The sequence below is a fragment of the Tenacibaculum sp. genome, from assembly GCF_050290165.1.
In the GTDB taxonomy this organism is placed as follows: domain Bacteria; phylum Bacteroidota; class Bacteroidia; order Flavobacteriales; family Flavobacteriaceae; genus Polaribacter.
In genome coordinates this window covers 103,621-120,540 of sequence record NZ_JBNKHD010000015.1, presented here as the reverse complement: position 1 = coordinate 120,540, position 16,920 = coordinate 103,621, and the positions used below count along the sequence as shown (strand labels likewise).

Below are 16,920 nucleotides of genomic sequence, written 5' to 3'. Positions count from 1 at the left end.
TTTAAAGTGCAGCTAAGTACTCTGCAGTAGCTTTAGCGTTTGCTTGCATTGCTTCTTTTCCTTCTTCCCAGTTTGCTGGACACACCTCACCTTTTTCTTGTACGTGAGTGTAAGCATCAATTAGACGTAAGTATTCATTTACATTACGACCTACTGGCATATGGTTAATTCCTTCGTGGAATACTGTCCCTTCCTCGTCAATTAAATAAGTAGCTCTATAAGTTACATTATCTCCTTCTACTTGAACTGTCCCTGTAGCCTCATCAAAAGTTTCATTAGTAATATCTAAGATACCTAAGATAGATGATAAGTTACGGTTACTATCTGCTAACAATGGATATGTTACACCTTCTATACCTCCATTTTCTTTCGCTTGATTTAACCAAGCAAAATGTACTTCAGGAGTATCACATGATGCACCAATTACAATTGTATTTCTTTTTTCAAATTCTGATAATGCAGCTTGAAAAGCATGTAACTCAGTTGGGCATACAAAGGTAAAATCTTTTGGGTACCAAAACAACAATATTTTCTTCTTATTATTGATTGCTTCTTCCAATACATTTAATTTGAACGTATCACCCATTTCGTTCATTGCATCTACGTTTAGATTCGGGAATTTTTTTCCAACTGCTGTAGCCATTTTAAAGTTTTTTATTGATTAATAATTCTTAACGGATGCAAATGTATTTCGTTTCCTAACATTTTAAAGAACGAATGTTAAAATATTTTTTTATTTCATTATAAGAATAATCGATACCAAACAAACAACGACATAAAAAAACAAAATACAACACTACACATCAATACATTATAAATTAAAATAATTTTATCTTATAGTAAAATAAAAAATATAAATAAAAATTATCTAATGGTTTATCGTAAATTTGATGGTACTGTAACCTTAAAAAATAAAAAAATGAACGATACTAATCCACACTTTTCTGGTAGTAAAACAGGAAAATGTCCGTTTTCTCAAGGCGCTAATACCGAAATACATAATAATGTCATGGAATGGTGGCCGAAATCTTTGAATTTAGACATCCTACATCAACACGATACCAAAACAAATCCTTTAGGTGAAGATTTTAATTATGCTGAAGAATTTAAAAAACTAGATCTTGAAGCTCTAAAAGATGATCTGAAAGAATTAATGACAAGTAGCCAAGAATGGTGGCCAGCAGATTGGGGGCATTATGGAGGATTAATGATCCGAATGGCATGGCATGCTGCCGGTACTTATAGAGTTGCTGATGGTAGAGGTGGTAGTAATACTGGTAACTTACGCTTCGCTCCATTAAATAGTTGGCCTGATAATGGTAATCTTGACAAAGCAAGAAGGTTATTATGGCCAATCAAGAAAAAATATGGTAATAAAATTTCATGGGCCGATTTAATGATTTTAGCAGGAAACATGGCATACGAATCTATGGGATTCAAAACCTTTGGTTTTGCTGGAGGACGTGAAGATATTTGGCATCCTGAAAAGGACATTTATTGGGGCTCGGAAAAAGAATGGTTAGCTGCCACACACAATAGATACGAAAGCGATACCAATAGAGAATCTCTAGAAAATCCACTAGCTGCGGTTCAAATGGGATTAATTTATGTTAACCCTGAAGGAGTTGATGGCAAACCAGATCCGCTGAGAACTGCAAAAGATGTTCGTTTAACCTTTAAGCGTATGGCAATGAACGATGAAGAAACTGTTGCTTTAACAGCTGGAGGTCATACCGTAGGAAAAGCACATGGAAATGCCGATGCTGGCGCTTTAGGTCAAAGTCCTGAAGGAGCTGAAATTCACGAACAAGGTTTAGGATGGTACAACCCTAAAGGAAATGGAAATGCTGAAAACGCAGTTACTAGTGGTTTAGAAGGTGCATGGACAACTACACCTGACAGATGGAATCACACTTATTTTCATTTATTATTAAATCATGATTGGGAGCTAACAAAGAGTCCTGCTGGTGCTTGGCAATGGGAGCCTGTTAATATGAAAGAAGAAGACAAGCCTACAGATGCTCATAATCCAAACATTAAAAGAAACCCCATCATGACTGATGCGGATATGGCAATGAAAATGGATCCTGAGTACAGAAAGATCTCTGAAAAATTCTATAAAGACCCAGAGTACTTTGCTGATACGTTTGCTCGAGCTTGGTTCAAATTAACGCATCGTGATTTAGGTCCTAATACTCGTTATTTAGGAGCTGATGCACCTACTGAAATCCTTATTTGGCAAGATCCTGTTCCAAAAGCAGTGTACACTTTAAGTGAAACAGAAATAGAAGAATTAAAAAACACATTATTAAATAGTGGGTTAACTCGCACCGAGCTCATTAATACCGCGTGGGATAGCGCTAGAACTTTCAGAAGCTCAGACTATAGAGGTGGTGCGAATGGTGCTCGAATTCGTTTAGCTCCTCAAAAAGATTGGGAAGGAAATGAGCCTGAAAGATTGAAAAAAGTTCTAGATAAACTAAGTGAAATTCAATCAGGGTTGAATAAAAAAGTAAGCATTGCCGACTTAATTGTTTTAGGTGGTAGTGCTGCTATTGAAAAAGCTGCTCAAGAAGGTGGTGTACATATTAAAGTTCCTTTCTCTCCAGGAAGAGGAGACGCTACTTCAGAAATGACCGATGCTGAATCATTTGATGTATTAGAACCTTTACACGACGGATATAGAAACTGGTTGAAAAAAGAGTATACTGTAACACCTGAGGAATTATTACTAGACAAAACACAACTTATGGGGTTAACAGCTCCTGAAATGGTTGTTTTAGTTGGAGGAATGCGTGTATTAGGAACCAATCACGGAGGTACTAAACATGGAGTATTTACTGATAACGAAGGCGTTTTAAGTAATGATTTCTTTGTAAACTTAACAGATATGGCATATTCTTGGAAGCCTGTAGGAGAAAACCTCTATAATATTGTTGATCGAAATACAGGAAATACGAAATGGACAGCTACAAGAGCCGATTTAATATTTGGTTCCAATTCAATTTTACGTTCGTATGCTGAAGTATATGCCCAGGACGATAATAAAGAAAAATTTATAAAGGACTTTGTAGCCGCTTGGACTAAAGTAATGAATGCAGATAGATACGATTTAAATTAAAACATACTTACACAAAAAAAGAAGAGCTTAAAGCTCTTCTTTTTTATTTTGACAAAATATTTATACTATTTACTTGCAAATAGTTTTACATCATTTTTAGAAACCTCTTTTTCTCCTAAGATTAACAAACGTTCAACAACATTTCGAAGTTCACGAATATTCCCTGTCCAATCATACTCTTGTAATTGTTTTATAGCATCATCTGCAAATGCTTTTTTAGGCATACCCTGCTCTTCCGAAATTTTCTCTGCAAAGAATTTTACCAATAACGGAATATCTTCTCTTCGATCATTTAACGCCGGAACCTCAATTAAAATTACAGCTAAACGATGATACAAATCTTCTCTAAAACGTCCTTCAGCAATTTCTTTTTTTAAATCTTTATTGGTCGCTGCTACTACACGTACATTTACCTTAATATCTTTATCAGAACCTACTCGTGAAATTCTATTTTCTTGTAAAGCTCGAAGTACTTTTGCCTGTGCTGACAAACTCATATCTCCTATTTCATCTAAAAAAATAGTACCTCCATTTGCAGCTTCAAATTTACCTGCTCTATCTTTATTTGCTCCAGTAAAACTTCCTTTCACATGCCCAAACAACTCACTCTCTATCAATTCTGAAGGAATTGCTGCACAGTTCACTTCAATCATAGGTCCTTTAGAACGTTCTGATTTTTCATGCAACCAATGCGCCACTAATTCTTTACCCGTTCCGTTAGGTCCGGTAACTAAAACACGAGCATCAGTCGCAGCCACTTTTTCTATGATACCTTTAATATGAGCAATAGCATCACTTTCACCTATCATTTCATAATTCTTGCTCACTTTCTTTTTTAAACGCTTGTTCTCTACTACTAGCTCCTTTTTATCTAAAGCATTTCTTACCGTATTTAACAAGCGGTTTAAATCTGGTGGTTTTGAAATATAATCGAAAGCACCTAAACGCATTGTATTTACTGCTGTATCTAAATCTCCGTGGCCGGAGATCATTACCATAGGTGTTTCTGGTTTTATCTTTCTGGCTTTTTCCAATACCTCAACCCCATCCATTTTGGGCATTTTAATATCACAAAGCACTAAATCATAATCTGTATTCTTTATCATTTCAATTCCTGCTAACCCATCTTCAGCTTCCTCAACATCATAGGAATCATTTTCTTCTGAAATGATTTTTTTTAATACTCTGCGAATTGCAGCTTCATCTTCTATTATTAATATTTTAGCCATACTTCCTTTTATTCTTTTGATATTTTCCCTAAAAAAGCAACAATTAAGCCATTATTTATTTTTTTCAATAATATGTATATCTCTTTGAGGAAATGGAATACTTACATTATGTTCTCTAAACAGTTCATCAATTCTAAATCTGATATCACTCTTAGGGATTAGTGCTTGAAAACTATCATTTAATGTAAATATTAATTTGAAATCTAATGAACTATCGCCAAAGTTTTCAAATAGTACCATTGGAGCGGGGTGTTGATATACTTTTGGATGTTCATTAGCAGCTTGTAGCAACAATTTTTTAACCAAAGCTACGTCACTTCCATAGGCTACTCCTACCGTAACATTTTCGCGAGTAGTTGTTCCATTTTGAGTCCAATTGTACAAGCTATTCGACAAATACTTGTGATTAGGAATAACCAATACTTTATTATCTATGGTTACAGCTCTTGTAGTTCTTAATTTTATTTCCTCTACTCTTCCTACTTTATCATCTAACTCTATAATATCTCCTACATGCACACTTTTATCAACAATGATAAAAACACCAGAAATAATATCTTGAAAAAAGGTTTGCAAAGCCAAACCAATACCAATTAATAATGCTGAGGAGGCAACTAAAACAGCGCTTAAATTAACTCCTGCTGAGCTTAACGCTATTGAAAAGACAATTACATAAGCTAACCAACTAGTAAACGAGAAAATAGTATTGAACTTATTCTTATCTTCTTGTTCCAATTTACTTTTAGCTAGTTTTTTTAAGTATTTCAATAAAAATCTAACAATAACTAAGCTTATTATTAAAAGTAAAATTGTTTTTAAAGTTACATCTATATCTTTTCCTCCTAAAGGTATTCTATAATTTAAAAAATCGGTTATTTGCTTTATAATTTCTTTCATCTACTAACTCTCATTTTTTTATTGGTCAGATGTAATTCAAATTAAACACTTTAGGATAATATTAAGAATTATCCACTATAGCGAATCCACTTCCATAAATCCTTATAGGTTGGCTTCTTACCATACATTAAAATACCAACACGATAAATCTTTGCGGCAATCCATACTATTACCATAAAAGTAAGAATTAATAACAACATAGAGATTGCTATTTCCCACCAAGCTACTCCAAATGGTATTCTCATTAACATAACGATTGGCGAGGTAAATGGTATATATGAAAATATAATAGATACTGGTCCGTGAGGATCATTAATTACCGTTGCAAAACCAACATATACCGCTAAAATTAATGGCAACATAATTGGCATCATAAATTGTTGAGTATCCGTTTCATTATCTACCGCAGCTCCTACCGCCGCAAATAAAGAACTATATAACATATATCCACCCAAGAAATAGAAAATGAACAAGAAGAACATTTTTATTAAAGGCAACCTAAAAATTTCCTGAACTATCATTTCACCTTTATCAGTTGCTGTTTGCTGGATAGCTTCCAATTGTTCTGGAGATACTTTAGCCGTTTGCACATCCATCATATCAACTCCAAAGAAAGAAGATGCTATAAAACTAAATACTAAGAATAAAATTCCCCAAATAAAGAATTGCAACAAACCAGCAGAAGCATTTCCTATAATCTTTCCTAACATTAACTGGAAAGGTTTAACTGAAGAAACAATTACCTCGATAATTCTACTCGTTTTTTCTTCAATTACACTACGCATAACCGAAGTACCATATATCATCACAAACATCATTAACAAGTACCCTGCTATGGCTCCAACACCTATCTTTAATCCGTTGATTAATTTTGATGATTTTTCACCAGAAAAATTCAACATTTTAATTTCTGATGAGATTTTAGACTCTTCAATATGTGCAATATCAATTCCAAAGCTTGTCAGCTTTTCATGACGTAATACTTTATCTATCTTATCTTCTAAGCCTTCCATAATAGACATACTTGGTGAATCTTTTGAGAAAAACTCTATCGATTTTGCTAGTATTTCTAAGCTATCTTGTTTTGGAATGTATAAAGCTCCATAATAATCACCTTCTTCTACTTTCTTTTTTGAATCTTCAATCCCTAAAGCCGTAAAATCTTGATATTTTATAGTTTTTGAGTCTACAAATACATCTTTAGAAAATTTTCCAGACTCATCTACGTATACTATTTTTTTAACTTTTTCGTCATTCTTTTTCATTAAGAAAATAACTAAAGCCCCCATACCAATCATTAATAAAGGACTCAAAAATGTCATAACGATAAACGACTTATTTCTAACTTTAGCAATAAATTCGCGTTCTATAATTAATCGTAACTTCTTCATTTAATTAGCTGTTTTTGTGTATTGCCTGAATAAAAATATCGTTAGCACTAGGCACTAATTCTACAAAATGTTGCACTTCTCCTTGTGAAGCTAAATATGACAATAAATCATTAGGAGAACTTCCATTGGTCAATTTTACATTCAACTTTAATCCTTCGTTTAACAATTTAAAATCAGCTGGTAACACTTCGAAATTTTGCTTCAGTTTGTCTTCTACTTCTTTTAACCTAGAAGTTGCCAAACCTACCTGAAAAATATTGGTTCTAAATTCTTTCTTAATATCTACCAATTTTCCGTCTAAAATTTTGTTTGATTTATTAATCAACGCAATATAATCACACATCTCTTCTACACTTTCCATACGGTGTGTAGAAAAAATTATGGTAGCTCCTTCATCACGCAATTGTAAAATTTCTTTGGCTATTAACTGCGCATTGATAGGATCAAATCCTGAAAAAGGCTCGTCAAAAATCAATAGTTTAGGTTGGTGCAATACGGTAACAATAAACTGCACCTTTTGTGCCATTCCTTTAGAAAGCTCTTCTATCTTCTTATTCCACCAAGCACCTATATCAAACTTATCAAACCAATACTTTAAACGCTTTTTGGCTTCTGATTTGCTCAAACCTTTTAATTGAGCCAAGTACAATGCCTGCTCCCCTACTTTCATACTCTTATATAAACCACGTTCTTCTGGTAAATATCCTATGTGTTCTATATGATGTGGTGCTAACTTTTCTCCATCTAAAATAATCTCACCTGCATCAGGCATCGTAATTTGATTGATGATTCTAATAAGAGATGTTTTTCCTGCTCCATTTGGACCCAACAATCCAAAAACACTCCCTTTTGGTATATGCATAGACACATTATTCAATGCAGTATAATCACCATAACGCTTTACAACATTGTTAATTTCTAATAAGTTACTCATTGATTTAATTTGATAATTAGTTAACTTTTTGTAACATAAAATTCTTACAAACTTACATAAATTTACAAGTATTAGATAGCCATACCACAAAAACGTTACACTTAAAATTTACATTATTTTTATTATGCATGCATAATTTTTTTTAAGAATACTATGCGTGCATAATAAATTTTTATATATTTGGCATCGATGGATAAGGATAAATCAATAGATCACCAGTTGAGAGCTACATGGCAAGCTGTAGCTAAAATGTATAATGAGCAAGCTGCGAAGCACGATAGCACTATGGCTACCGCCTTTGCTTTATTGAATATAGATTTTGAAAACGGTACTCCTTCAACAGCTTTAGGGCCACTAATGGGAATGGAGCCTACTAGTCTTTCTCGTTTACTTAAAACTATGGAAGATAAAGGAGTAATATCAAGAGAGAAAAACCCAAATGATGGAAGAAGTGTCATTTTAAAACTTACCGACTTTGGTAAGGAGATGCGTGAGGTTTCGAAAGGGCATGTATATCAATTCAATAATAAAGTACGAGAGTATATTACTGAAGAAGAGTTAGAAACTTTTTTTAAAGTAACTACAACGATAAACAAACTAATTACAGACAAATTGATATATGATGATATCGATTAAAACTGTATAAAAACAAACCAACAAACAAATGGCAAGAAGAATTAAAAAAGTAGCAATTATTGGTTCAGGTATCATGGGATCAGGTATTGCATCTCATTTTGCTAACATTGGAGTTGAAGTCTTATTATTGGACATTGTTCCAAGAGAACTTAACGACAAAGAAAAAGCAAAAGGCCTTACCTTAGAAGACAAAGTAGTTCGTAACCGTTTGGTTAATGATGCTTTAGCTGCTTCATTGAAATCAAAACCATCACCTATCTACAACCAAAAATTTGCAGATAGAATTACTACTGGAAACCTTGAAGACGATTTACACAAAATTAAAGATGTAGATTGGATTATGGAAGTAGTTGTTGAACGCTTAGATATTAAACAAAGTGTTTTCGAACAAGTTGAAAAATACCGTACCCCAGGCACTATAATTTCTACCAACACTTCTGGTATTCCTATTAAGTTTATGAACGAAGGACGAAGTGAAGATTTCCGTAAGCACTTTGCGGTAACGCACTTCTTTAATCCTCCTCGTTATTTAAAATTATTTGAAGTTGTTCCAGGACCTGACTGTAAACAAGAGGTAACTGATTTTTTAATGGACTATGGTTCTAAATTCTTAGGAAAAACTTCTGTATTAGCTAAAGATACTCCTGCTTTTATTGGTAACCGTATTGGTATCTTTGGAATACAGTCTTTATTCCACCAAGTAAAAGAATTAGGATTAACTGTTGAAGAAGTTGATAAATTAACAGGTCCAGTTATTGGGCGTCCAAAATCAGCTACTTTCCGTACTGTTGATGTAGTTGGATTAGATACATTGGTACACGTTGCTAACGGTATTTATGAAAACTGTCCAAACGACGAAGCTCACGACTTATTTAAGTTACCAGATTTCATCAACACGATGATGGAAAACAAATGGTTAGGAGATAAAACTAAGCAAGGTTTCTATAAAAAGACAACCAATGCAGAAGGGAAACGTGAAATTTTAGCATTAGATTTAGATACGATGGAATACCGTCCGTCTAAAAAAGCAAAATTTGCTACCCTTGAATTAACCAAGACAATTGACAAGCCAATTGACCGATTTAAAGTATTAGTTGGCGGAAAAGATAAAGCGGGTGAATTCTACCGTAAGAACTTTGCAGCAATGTTTGCGTACGTTCAAAATAGAATTCCAGAAATTTCTGACGAATTATATAGAATTGACGATGCCATGAAAGCAGGTTTCGGATGGGAAAATGGTCCTTTCGAAATTTGGGATGCTGTTGGAGTTGAAAGAGGTATCGAATTAATGAAAGCTGAAGGAAAAGAGCCTGCTGCTTGGGTTACTGAAATGGTAGCTAAAGGAGAAAAATCTTTCTACACAGTTAAAGACGGTGCTACTTACTACTACGATGTCCCTGCAAAAGCACAAGTTAAAAAGCCAGGACAAGATTCATTTATCATCTTAGATAACATTCGTAAAACTACCGAAGTTTTCAAAAACTCTGGTGTGGTGATTGAGGATTTAGGAGATGGAATCTTAAACTGTGAATTCCAATCTAAAATGAACACTATTGGTGGTGATGTTTTAGCTGGATTAAACAAAGCAGTCGATTTAGCTGAAAAAGACTTCCAAGGATTAGTTGTTGGTAATCAAGGGGCTAATTTCTCTGTTGGTGCCAACATCGGAATGATTTTTATGATGGCTGTTGAGCAAGAGTACGACGAGTTAAATATGGCTATCAAGTATTTCCAAGATACGATGATGCGTATGCGTTACTCTGCAATTCCTACTATTGCTGCTCCTCACGGAATGACCTTAGGTGGAGGATGTGAATTATCATTACATGCCGATAAAGTAGTTGCTGCTGCTGAAACCTACATTGGGTTAGTAGAGTTTGGAGTTGGAGTAATTCCTGGTGGTGGTGGATCAAAAGAAATGGCGTTAAGAGCACAAGACTTATTCCACACTGGTGATGTTCAATTAAATGTATTACAAGAGCACTTCTTAACTATCGGTATGGCTAAAGTAGCTACTTCAGCTCACGAAGCTTACGATTTAAACTTACTACAAAAAGGAAAAGATGTTGTTGTTGTAAACAAGGATCGTCAAATTGCTGAAGCTAAAAAACACGCTGTGTTATTAGCAGAAGCAGGTTATACACAACCAGTAAAACGTAAAGATGTTTTAGTATTAGGTAAGCAAGCTTTAGGTATGTTCTTAGTAGGAACAGATTCTATGGAAGCTTCTAAATATATTTCTGAACATGATCAGAAAATTGCAAATAAACTAGCCTATGTAATGGCTGGAGGAGATTTATCAGAACCAACAAAAGTTACTGAACAGTATTTATTAGACCTTGAACGTGAAGCTTTCTTAAGTTTAACTACAGAACGCAAAACGTTAGAGCGTATTCAGCACATGCTAAAAACTGGTAAACCATTAAGAAACTAAAACAATGAAAACAGCATATATAGTAAAAGGATATAGAACCGCCGTAGGGAAATCTAAAAAAGGTGTGTTCAGATTTAAAAGAGCTGATGAATTAGCTGCTGAGACCATCAAATATATGATGACTCAACTGCCTGAATTCGACGTAAAGCGTATCGACGATGTTATTGTTGGTAACGCAATGCCTGAAGGTTCTCAAGGATTAAACATGGCAAGAATTATTTCATTAATCGGATTAGATTCTGTAGATGTTCCTGGAGTTACCGTAAACCGTTTCTGTTCATCAGGATTAGAAACTATTGGTATGGCAGTAGCAAAAATTCAATCTGGAATGGCAGAGTGTATTATTGCTGGTGGAGCAGAAAGTATGAGTTCAGTGCCAATGACAGGTTTTAAACCAGAATTGAACTACGATATCGTAAATGCTGGTCACGAGGATTACTATTGGGGAATGGGAAATACTGCTGAAGCAGTAGCACAACAATTCAACATTTCTCGTGCAGATCAAGATCAGTTCGCTTACGAATCACACATGAAAGCTTTAAAAGCTTTAGATAGTGACCGTTTTCAAGACCAAATAGCACCAATCAATGTTGAAGAAACTTATATTGATGCCAACGGAAAACGTGCCACAAGAAATTATACAGTTACTAAAGACGAAGGTCCACGTCGTGGAACTAGCGTAGAAGCCTTAGGTAGTTTACGTCCAGTATTTGCTGCTAATGGTTCTGTTACTGCTGGTAACTCATCACAAACTAGTGACGGAGCTGCTTTCGTAATGGTAATGAGTGAAGATATGGTAAAAGAGTTAGGTATTCAGCCAGAAGCTCGTTTAGTAAGTTATGCAGCAGCAGGTGTACCACCTCGTATTATGGGTATTGGTCCTGTAGCAGCCATTCCAAAAGCATTAAAACAAGCAGGTTTACAACAAAGTGATATTGAATTAATTGAACTAAATGAAGCATTTGCTTCACAATCATTAGCTGTTATCCGCGAATTAGGTTTATATCCGGATATCATTAACGTAAATGGTGGAGCAATTGCTTTAGGTCACCCATTAGGATGTACCGGTGGTAAACTATCTGTTCAGTTATTTGATGAAATGCGTAAGCGTAACATGAATGGTAAATACGGAATGGTAACCATGTGTGTAGGTACTGGTCAAGGTGCTGCTGGTATTTTTGAATTCCTTAGCTAGTAAGAGTAAAGAGCATAGAGAAAAGAGAATAGACTTTTAATGAGTACTAGTAAGAGACATAATTATAAAAATCTAAAAATTTGGCAACTAGGATTAGAAATTGCAAATGACATTTCTGATGTACTAGTAGAATTCCCAAAGCATGAGCGTTATGATTTGTCTTCTCAAATGAGCAGATGCTCTGTTTCTATGCCCAGTAATATTGCGGAAGGTTCGGCAAATACCAATAAGTCGTTTAGCAACTATTTAAACATTGCTTTAGGTTCTTCTTTTGAACTAGGCACACAGTTATTAGTTGCTTTTCACAGAAAATATATTAACCAAGAAACATTAACAATACTTGAAGAAAAAATAGAAGAATTCCAAAGAATGACAATGAGTTTTCAAAATACTCTTACCTAGTCTTTTTTCTATTCTCTATTTTCTCTTTTCTTAAAACTAATAAAGATGTCAGAATTAACAAAAGATCTTTTACGCGGAGGACAGTTCTTAGTAAAAGAAACAAAATGTGAAGATATATTTACTCCTGAAGATTTTTCAGAAGAGCAAACAATGATGCGTGATGCGGTTAAAGAATTTAACGACCGTGAAATCATTCCCCATAAACCTCGTTTCGAAGCAAAAGATTACGCACTTACTGAAGAAACTATGCGTAAAGCTGGTGAATTAGGATTTTTAGGTGTAGCTGTTCCTGAAGCTTATGGCGGATTAGGAATGGGATTCGTTTCTACGATGTTGACATGTGATTATATTTCTAGTGGAACAGGATCTTTTAGTACTGCTTTTGGTGCACATACGGGTATTGGTACCATGCCAATTACCTTATACGGTACTGAAGAGCAAAAGCAAAAATATGTTCCTGCATTAGCAATGGGTGAAAAATTCGGAGCTTACTGTTTAACAGAACCAGGAGCAGGATCTGACGCTAACTCTGGTAAAACTACTGCTGAGTTAACTGAAGACGGAAAACACTACAAAATTAACGGACAAAAAATGTGGATTTCGAATGCTGGTTTTGCTGAAATCTTCATCGTTTTTGCTCGTATCGAAGATGATAAAAACATTACTGGTTTTATCTTAGAGTATGATAAAAACAATCCTAACGGAGTAACTTTAGGAGAAGAAGAACACAAATTAGGTATTCGTGCCTCTTCTACTCGTCAGGTATTTTTCAACGATACATTAATTCCTGTTGAAAATATGTTATCTGTACGTGGTGGTGGATTCAAAATTGCAATGAACGCCTTAAACGTTGGTCGTATTAAATTAGCAGGAGCTTGTTTAGATTCTCAAAGAAGAATTGTAACACATGCTGTAAACTACGCAAACGAGCGTAAGCAATTTAAAACTCCTATTGCTGAGTTTGGAGCTATCAAAATGAAATTAGCTGAAATGGCTACCAATGCATATGTTGGTGAGTCTGCATCGTACAGAGCTGCTAAAAACATCGAAGATAGAATTGCAATTCGTGAATCAGAAGGAAACACACACCAAGAAGCTGAATTAAAAGGTGTTGAAGAATATGCTATTGAGTGTTCTATCTTAAAAGTGGCAGTTTCTGAAGACGTACAAAACTGTGCTGATGAAGGAATCCAAATTTTTGGAGGTATGGGATTCTCTGAAGAAACTCCTATGGAAGCTGCTTGGAGAGATGCTCGTATTGCTCGTATTTACGAAGGAACTAACGAAATCAACCGTTTATTATCAGTTGGAATGTTAGTTAAAAAAGCCATGAAAGGTCATGTAGATTTATTAAATCCTGCAATGGCAGTTCAAAATGAATTAATGGGAATTCCTTCTTTTGATACTCCAGATTATTCTGAACTATTCTCAGAAGAAAAAGAGATCATCGCTAAATTAAAGAAAGTATTCTTAATGGTAGCTGGGGCTGCTTTACAAAAGTTTGGTCCTGAGTTAGAGCAACACCAACAATTATTAACGGCTGCTTCAAATATTTTAATTGAAATATACATGGCAGAATCTGGAATTTTAAGAACTGAAAAGAACGCGAAGCGTTTTGGTGAAGCAGCTCAAAAAGAACAGATTGCGATGGCAAAATTATACTTATACAATGCTGTAGAAATTATCACTAAAAGTGCAAGAGAAGGTATTATTTCTTTTGCTGAAGGTGATGAGCAACGTATGATGTTAATGGGATTAAAGCGTTTTACAAAATACACTAACTACCCTAACGTAGTAGAGTTACGTGACATAATTGCAGAGAAATTAAAAGCAGAAAATAAATACTGCTTCTAATAATTCTCTGGATAGATTAGATTAGTTTCATAGTTAGTTTTATTACAGATGAACTAACTATTGAATAAAAAATTTCTTCAACTTTTATAGGTTTTAGAATTTAGTTGTTTGTTTAAAAGATCGTCAAATTAGGTTTTGACGGTCTTTTTTTTTTGTGATTACTCTAAGAGTCATAAGATTTTCTTAAAACCTTTTTTTATATATTTAATGGTATATTTATTGAATCAATTTCTATGAAAACAAAATAGCATGATAAAACTAAACGCAACTTTATTAGGAATGGCTTTTTTAGCATTTCTTAGCTGTAAAAATGAGCCACAAAAAACAAGTCAAAAAGACAATACTACTCCAAAAACAATTGCCTCTCTAAACAATATTGTAGGAAACTACGTTTCTTCAGCATATGAAAAGAGAGACGAAGGATACGATTGGGTGTCGGTGGCTGTGAAGCCTTCTATAAACGATGAGTTAAAAATTACTGTTCGTTCACGTGCAGACAAGAAAAAGCCAACCTGTACTTTTGATGCTCTTGCTGAAAAAGAAAATGATAGCACTTACAAATCTATCATAGATGGAAAAACCATACTTTTCTCTTTTAAAGACAAACAAATTTCAATTGCTACTGAAAGCGAAGAAGATAACAGTATCCTAAACTTTTATTGTTCAGGAGGTGGAAGTCTTGCAGACACTTATCATAAAATTGAAGAAGATCTAGACCAAACACAAATAGACAAGACCATTTTCAACAAACATTTAAACTTACAAGGAATTGGTTTTAATATTACCACAAAAAGGAATGATATAGAAACCGAGTTAACCGTCGCTCCTTATGGATTAGAGATAGACAATACACCTTTTACTCAAATTATTGACGGAAGCGTTGTAGATGCTGAAATAGAAGATTTAAACTCAGATGGTTCTCCCGAAGTACTAATCTACACCCAATCTGGTGGAAGTGGAAGCTATGGAAATGTTATTGGGTTTTCGGTAAATAATAAAAAATCGATGAGTTCAATCTACTTCCCTCCTATTACTGAAAATAAAGAATTGAGTAAGGGATATATGGGACACGATAGATTTACTCTTATTGAAACCACCCTAACACAACACTTCCCTATTTATAAAGAAGAAGACAGTAATGTCAACCCTACAGGTGGTGTTAGACAAATTATTTATCATATGATTGATGGGGAAGCTTCAAGAAAATTTGTAATAAAAAATGCAACTATTATTAACACTAACAATTAAATAATTATTATGAAAAAACTAACATTTTTATTTGCTACAATTCTATTAATCACCGTGTCGTGTACCAAAAAAGATACCAGTGAACAATTATATGGTACTACTTGGGAGTTAGAATATATTTCTGGACCAAGAATTGCTTTTGATGGACTATTCCCTAACAAAAAACCTCAACTTACCTTTGATAAAGAAACCATGAAAGTCATGGGAAATGACGGTTGTAACGGATACTCTGCTGAATTTACATTAGGTAAAGAAAATGCTATTTCTTTTGGAGAAGCTGGACCAACAACCATGATGTATTGCGGACAAGGAGAACAAGAGTTTTTAAAAACCATAAAAAAAATAAACAAGTACAGTTATGACGAAGAAGGAAAGCTAAACTTGCTTATGGACGACGTACCAATGATGCGTTATAAAAAAATAACCCTAACTGAGTAAAATTAGTAATTCTAATTTACAAGATTTCTCAGTCGTACCTTCTTCGAAATGACAAAACACTTTGACCGTCATTTCGAACTAAATAATCACAATTTCTAATAAAACGAAACCTCGTACTTTACGGCATGAGGTTTTTATTTTTATCATAAAATAACGTCATAACGAGGAGCAACAGCGACGTGGTTATCTCACGAAATATAACATGCTAAAAACTACGGAAAAACCTTATTTCAATTACGGATTTCTGCATTTTTTTTCAGTCCTTTTATCATAAATTCCGAAACACAAAAAGATAATATGGAACAAATAAAATTGCGTGGATTATCAACAATTAGTTTTTACGCAGACGACCACGAAAAAGCAAAAAACTGGTACAGCGAAATTTTAGGAATGCAGCCTTATTTTAATGTTCCTGGCTACTCGGAATTTCGACTTGGTGATTATCAACATGAACTTGGAATTATTGATAAAAAGTACGCCCCTAAAAGTTCAACGAAAGAAATTGGTGGAGCCATTGCCTATTGGCATGTTGATGAATTACAAAAAACACTTGACCTTTTAATTTCAAAAGGAGCAAAATTATACGAACCCATTATTGACAGAAGTGGCGGAAAAATGGCATTCGTAACAGCTTCTGTAATTGATCCATTTGGTAATATTCTCGGAATTATGACCAATAATCACTATTTAGAAACTTTAAAGACAAATACAGCGGAATAATGGAAATGAAAGACGGTAAACCCGCTGTTTATTTTAAAACAAGAAAAGAATGGCGAAATTGGTTGGAAAAAAATTGTGAAACCGAAAAAAACGTTTGGCTTATTCTTCACAAAAAAAACAGTACAAAAGAATGTGTTAGTTTAATTGACGCAACAGAAGAAGCTGTTTGTTTTGGTTGGATTGATAGTCTTTGCAAAAAACGTGATAATGAAAGTTACTATTTAACATTTACACCTCGAAATCCAAAAAGGAGTAATTGGAGCGATAGAAATATTGAGCGTGCAGAACGAATGATTGAACAAGGACTAATGACAGAGAATGGACGTAAACATATAGCAATAGCGAAAGAAAAAGGCAAGTGGAAAAATTTATAGCAAAAAAACACAATTGCCTACCTCCTAATAAATATATCAATTATAAT

The 16,920-nt window shown here is 34.2% G+C and carries 15 protein-coding genes; 10 read left to right on the top strand and 5 right to left on the bottom strand.

The window, feature by feature from the left end:
• Window position 1: 1 nt before the first annotated feature.
• Window positions 2-643 carry a peroxiredoxin gene (locus tag ACQY6M_RS11575; RefSeq protein ID WP_428742055.1) on the bottom strand — a complete coding sequence of 214 codons (642 nt, stop codon included), beginning with the start codon at window positions 641-643 and terminating at the stop codon, window positions 2-4.
• Between the two features lie 276 nt (window positions 644-919).
• Between ACQY6M_RS11575 and katG the strand changes: the two genes are divergently transcribed.
• Window positions 920-3,121 carry a catalase/peroxidase HPI gene (gene katG / locus ACQY6M_RS11570; protein ID WP_428742054.1) on the top strand — a complete coding sequence of 734 codons (2,202 nt, stop codon included), beginning with the start codon at window positions 920-922 and terminating at the stop codon, window positions 3,119-3,121.
• Between the two features lie 65 nt (window positions 3,122-3,186).
• On the opposite strand, the gene ACQY6M_RS11565 is transcribed toward katG, so the two are convergent.
• The 4 genes from ACQY6M_RS11565 to ACQY6M_RS11550 form a co-directional block, all read right to left on the bottom strand.
• The gene (locus ACQY6M_RS11565; RefSeq protein ID WP_428742053.1) at window positions 3,187-4,350 is read right to left on the bottom strand and encodes a sigma-54-dependent transcriptional regulator; all 1,164 of its coding nucleotides are present in this window, start codon (window positions 4,348-4,350) and stop codon (window positions 3,187-3,189) included.
• A 51-nt stretch (window positions 4,351-4,401) separates the two neighbouring features.
• Window positions 4,402-5,247 (bottom strand): mechanosensitive ion channel family protein, encoded by an 846-nt coding sequence (locus ACQY6M_RS11560; protein ID WP_428742052.1) that lies wholly within the window; start codon window positions 5,245-5,247, stop codon window positions 4,402-4,404.
• Window positions 5,248-5,315: 68 nt separating this feature from the next.
• Window positions 5,316-6,638, bottom strand: a complete 1,323-nt coding sequence (locus tag ACQY6M_RS11555) for an ABC transporter permease (RefSeq protein ID WP_428742051.1) — start codon at window positions 6,636-6,638, stop codon at window positions 5,316-5,318.
• Between the two features lie 4 nt (window positions 6,639-6,642).
• Window positions 6,643-7,572 carry an ABC transporter ATP-binding protein gene (locus ACQY6M_RS11550; protein ID WP_428742050.1) on the bottom strand — a complete coding sequence of 310 codons (930 nt, stop codon included), beginning with the start codon at window positions 7,570-7,572 and terminating at the stop codon, window positions 6,643-6,645.
• Between the two features lie 189 nt (window positions 7,573-7,761).
• Here ACQY6M_RS11550 and ACQY6M_RS11545 point away from each other — a divergent pair, with 189 nt between their 5' ends.
• From ACQY6M_RS11545 to ACQY6M_RS11505, 9 genes are all read left to right on the top strand, one after another.
• Window positions 7,762-8,208 carry a MarR family winged helix-turn-helix transcriptional regulator gene (locus ACQY6M_RS11545; RefSeq protein ID WP_133537296.1) on the top strand — a complete coding sequence of 149 codons (447 nt, stop codon included), beginning with the start codon at window positions 7,762-7,764 and terminating at the stop codon, window positions 8,206-8,208.
• 28 nt (window positions 8,209-8,236) lie between these two features.
• Window positions 8,237-10,642: a 3-hydroxyacyl-CoA dehydrogenase NAD-binding domain-containing protein gene (locus tag ACQY6M_RS11540; protein ID WP_428742049.1), complete on the top strand. Its 2,406-nt coding sequence runs from the start codon at window positions 8,237-8,239 to the stop codon at window positions 10,640-10,642.
• 4 nt (window positions 10,643-10,646) lie between these two features.
• Complete coding sequence (locus ACQY6M_RS11535; protein ID WP_428742048.1) at window positions 10,647-11,837, top strand: acetyl-CoA C-acyltransferase; 1,191 nt, start codon at window positions 10,647-10,649, stop codon at window positions 11,835-11,837.
• A gap of 39 nt (window positions 11,838-11,876) precedes the next feature.
• A complete protein-coding gene (locus ACQY6M_RS11530) occupies window positions 11,877-12,239 on the top strand; it encodes a four helix bundle protein (protein WP_159493710.1) in 363 nt (120 codons plus the stop codon).
• 45 nt (window positions 12,240-12,284) lie between these two features.
• Complete coding sequence (locus tag ACQY6M_RS11525; protein ID WP_428742047.1) at window positions 12,285-14,093, top strand: acyl-CoA dehydrogenase family protein; 1,809 nt, start codon at window positions 12,285-12,287, stop codon at window positions 14,091-14,093.
• Window positions 14,094-14,342: 249 nt separating this feature from the next.
• The gene (locus ACQY6M_RS11520) at window positions 14,343-15,341 is read left to right on the top strand and encodes a PliI family lysozyme inhibitor of I-type lysozyme (protein ID WP_428742046.1); all 999 of its coding nucleotides are present in this window, start codon (window positions 14,343-14,345) and stop codon (window positions 15,339-15,341) included.
• Window positions 15,342-15,350: 9 nt separating this feature from the next.
• On the top strand, window positions 15,351-15,779 hold the full coding sequence (locus ACQY6M_RS11515; protein ID WP_428742045.1) for an META domain-containing protein: 429 nt from the start codon (window positions 15,351-15,353) through the stop codon (window positions 15,777-15,779).
• Window positions 15,780-16,076: 297 nt separating this feature from the next.
• Window positions 16,077-16,499, top strand: coding sequence for a VOC family protein (locus ACQY6M_RS11510; protein ID WP_428742044.1), 423 nt, complete (start codon window positions 16,077-16,079; stop codon window positions 16,497-16,499).
• Window positions 16,499-16,873 carry a YdeI/OmpD-associated family protein gene (locus ACQY6M_RS11505; protein WP_428742043.1) on the top strand — a complete coding sequence of 125 codons (375 nt, stop codon included), beginning with the start codon at window positions 16,499-16,501 and terminating at the stop codon, window positions 16,871-16,873. Before ACQY6M_RS11510 ends, ACQY6M_RS11505 begins: the two co-directional genes overlap by 1 nt.
• Window positions 16,874-16,920: the final 47 nt, after the last annotated feature.

What these genes read in the sequence shown, in the direction of transcription:
- ACQY6M_RS11575 (WP_428742055.1), bottom strand. Translation starts at nt 643, where the DNA reads ATGGCTACAGCAGTTGGAAAAAAATTCCCGAATCTAAACGTAGATGCA.
- katG (WP_428742054.1), top strand. Translation starts at nt 920, where the DNA reads ATGAACGATACTAATCCACACTTTTCTGGTAGTAAAACAGGAAAATGT.
- ACQY6M_RS11565 (WP_428742053.1), bottom strand. Translation starts at nt 4,350, where the DNA reads ATGGCTAAAATATTAATAATAGAAGATGAAGCTGCAATTCGCAGAGTA.
- ACQY6M_RS11560 (WP_428742052.1), bottom strand. Translation starts at nt 5,247, where the DNA reads ATGAAAGAAATTATAAAGCAAATAACCGATTTTTTAAATTATAGAATA.
- ACQY6M_RS11555 (WP_428742051.1), bottom strand. Translation starts at nt 6,638, where the DNA reads ATGAAGAAGTTACGATTAATTATAGAACGCGAATTTATTGCTAAAGTT.
- ACQY6M_RS11550 (WP_428742050.1), bottom strand. Translation starts at nt 7,572, where the DNA reads ATGAGTAACTTATTAGAAATTAACAATGTTGTAAAGCGTTATGGTGAT.
- ACQY6M_RS11545 (WP_133537296.1), top strand. Translation starts at nt 7,762, where the DNA reads ATGGATAAGGATAAATCAATAGATCACCAGTTGAGAGCTACATGGCAA.
- ACQY6M_RS11540 (WP_428742049.1), top strand. Translation starts at nt 8,237, where the DNA reads ATGGCAAGAAGAATTAAAAAAGTAGCAATTATTGGTTCAGGTATCATG.
- ACQY6M_RS11535 (WP_428742048.1), top strand. Translation starts at nt 10,647, where the DNA reads ATGAAAACAGCATATATAGTAAAAGGATATAGAACCGCCGTAGGGAAA.
- ACQY6M_RS11530 (WP_159493710.1), top strand. Translation starts at nt 11,877, where the DNA reads ATGAGTACTAGTAAGAGACATAATTATAAAAATCTAAAAATTTGGCAA.
- ACQY6M_RS11525 (WP_428742047.1), top strand. Translation starts at nt 12,285, where the DNA reads ATGTCAGAATTAACAAAAGATCTTTTACGCGGAGGACAGTTCTTAGTA.
- ACQY6M_RS11520 (WP_428742046.1), top strand. Translation starts at nt 14,343, where the DNA reads ATGATAAAACTAAACGCAACTTTATTAGGAATGGCTTTTTTAGCATTT.
- ACQY6M_RS11515 (WP_428742045.1), top strand. Translation starts at nt 15,351, where the DNA reads ATGAAAAAACTAACATTTTTATTTGCTACAATTCTATTAATCACCGTG.
- ACQY6M_RS11510 (WP_428742044.1), top strand. Translation starts at nt 16,077, where the DNA reads ATGGAACAAATAAAATTGCGTGGATTATCAACAATTAGTTTTTACGCA.
- ACQY6M_RS11505 (WP_428742043.1), top strand. Translation starts at nt 16,499, where the DNA reads ATGGAAATGAAAGACGGTAAACCCGCTGTTTATTTTAAAACAAGAAAA.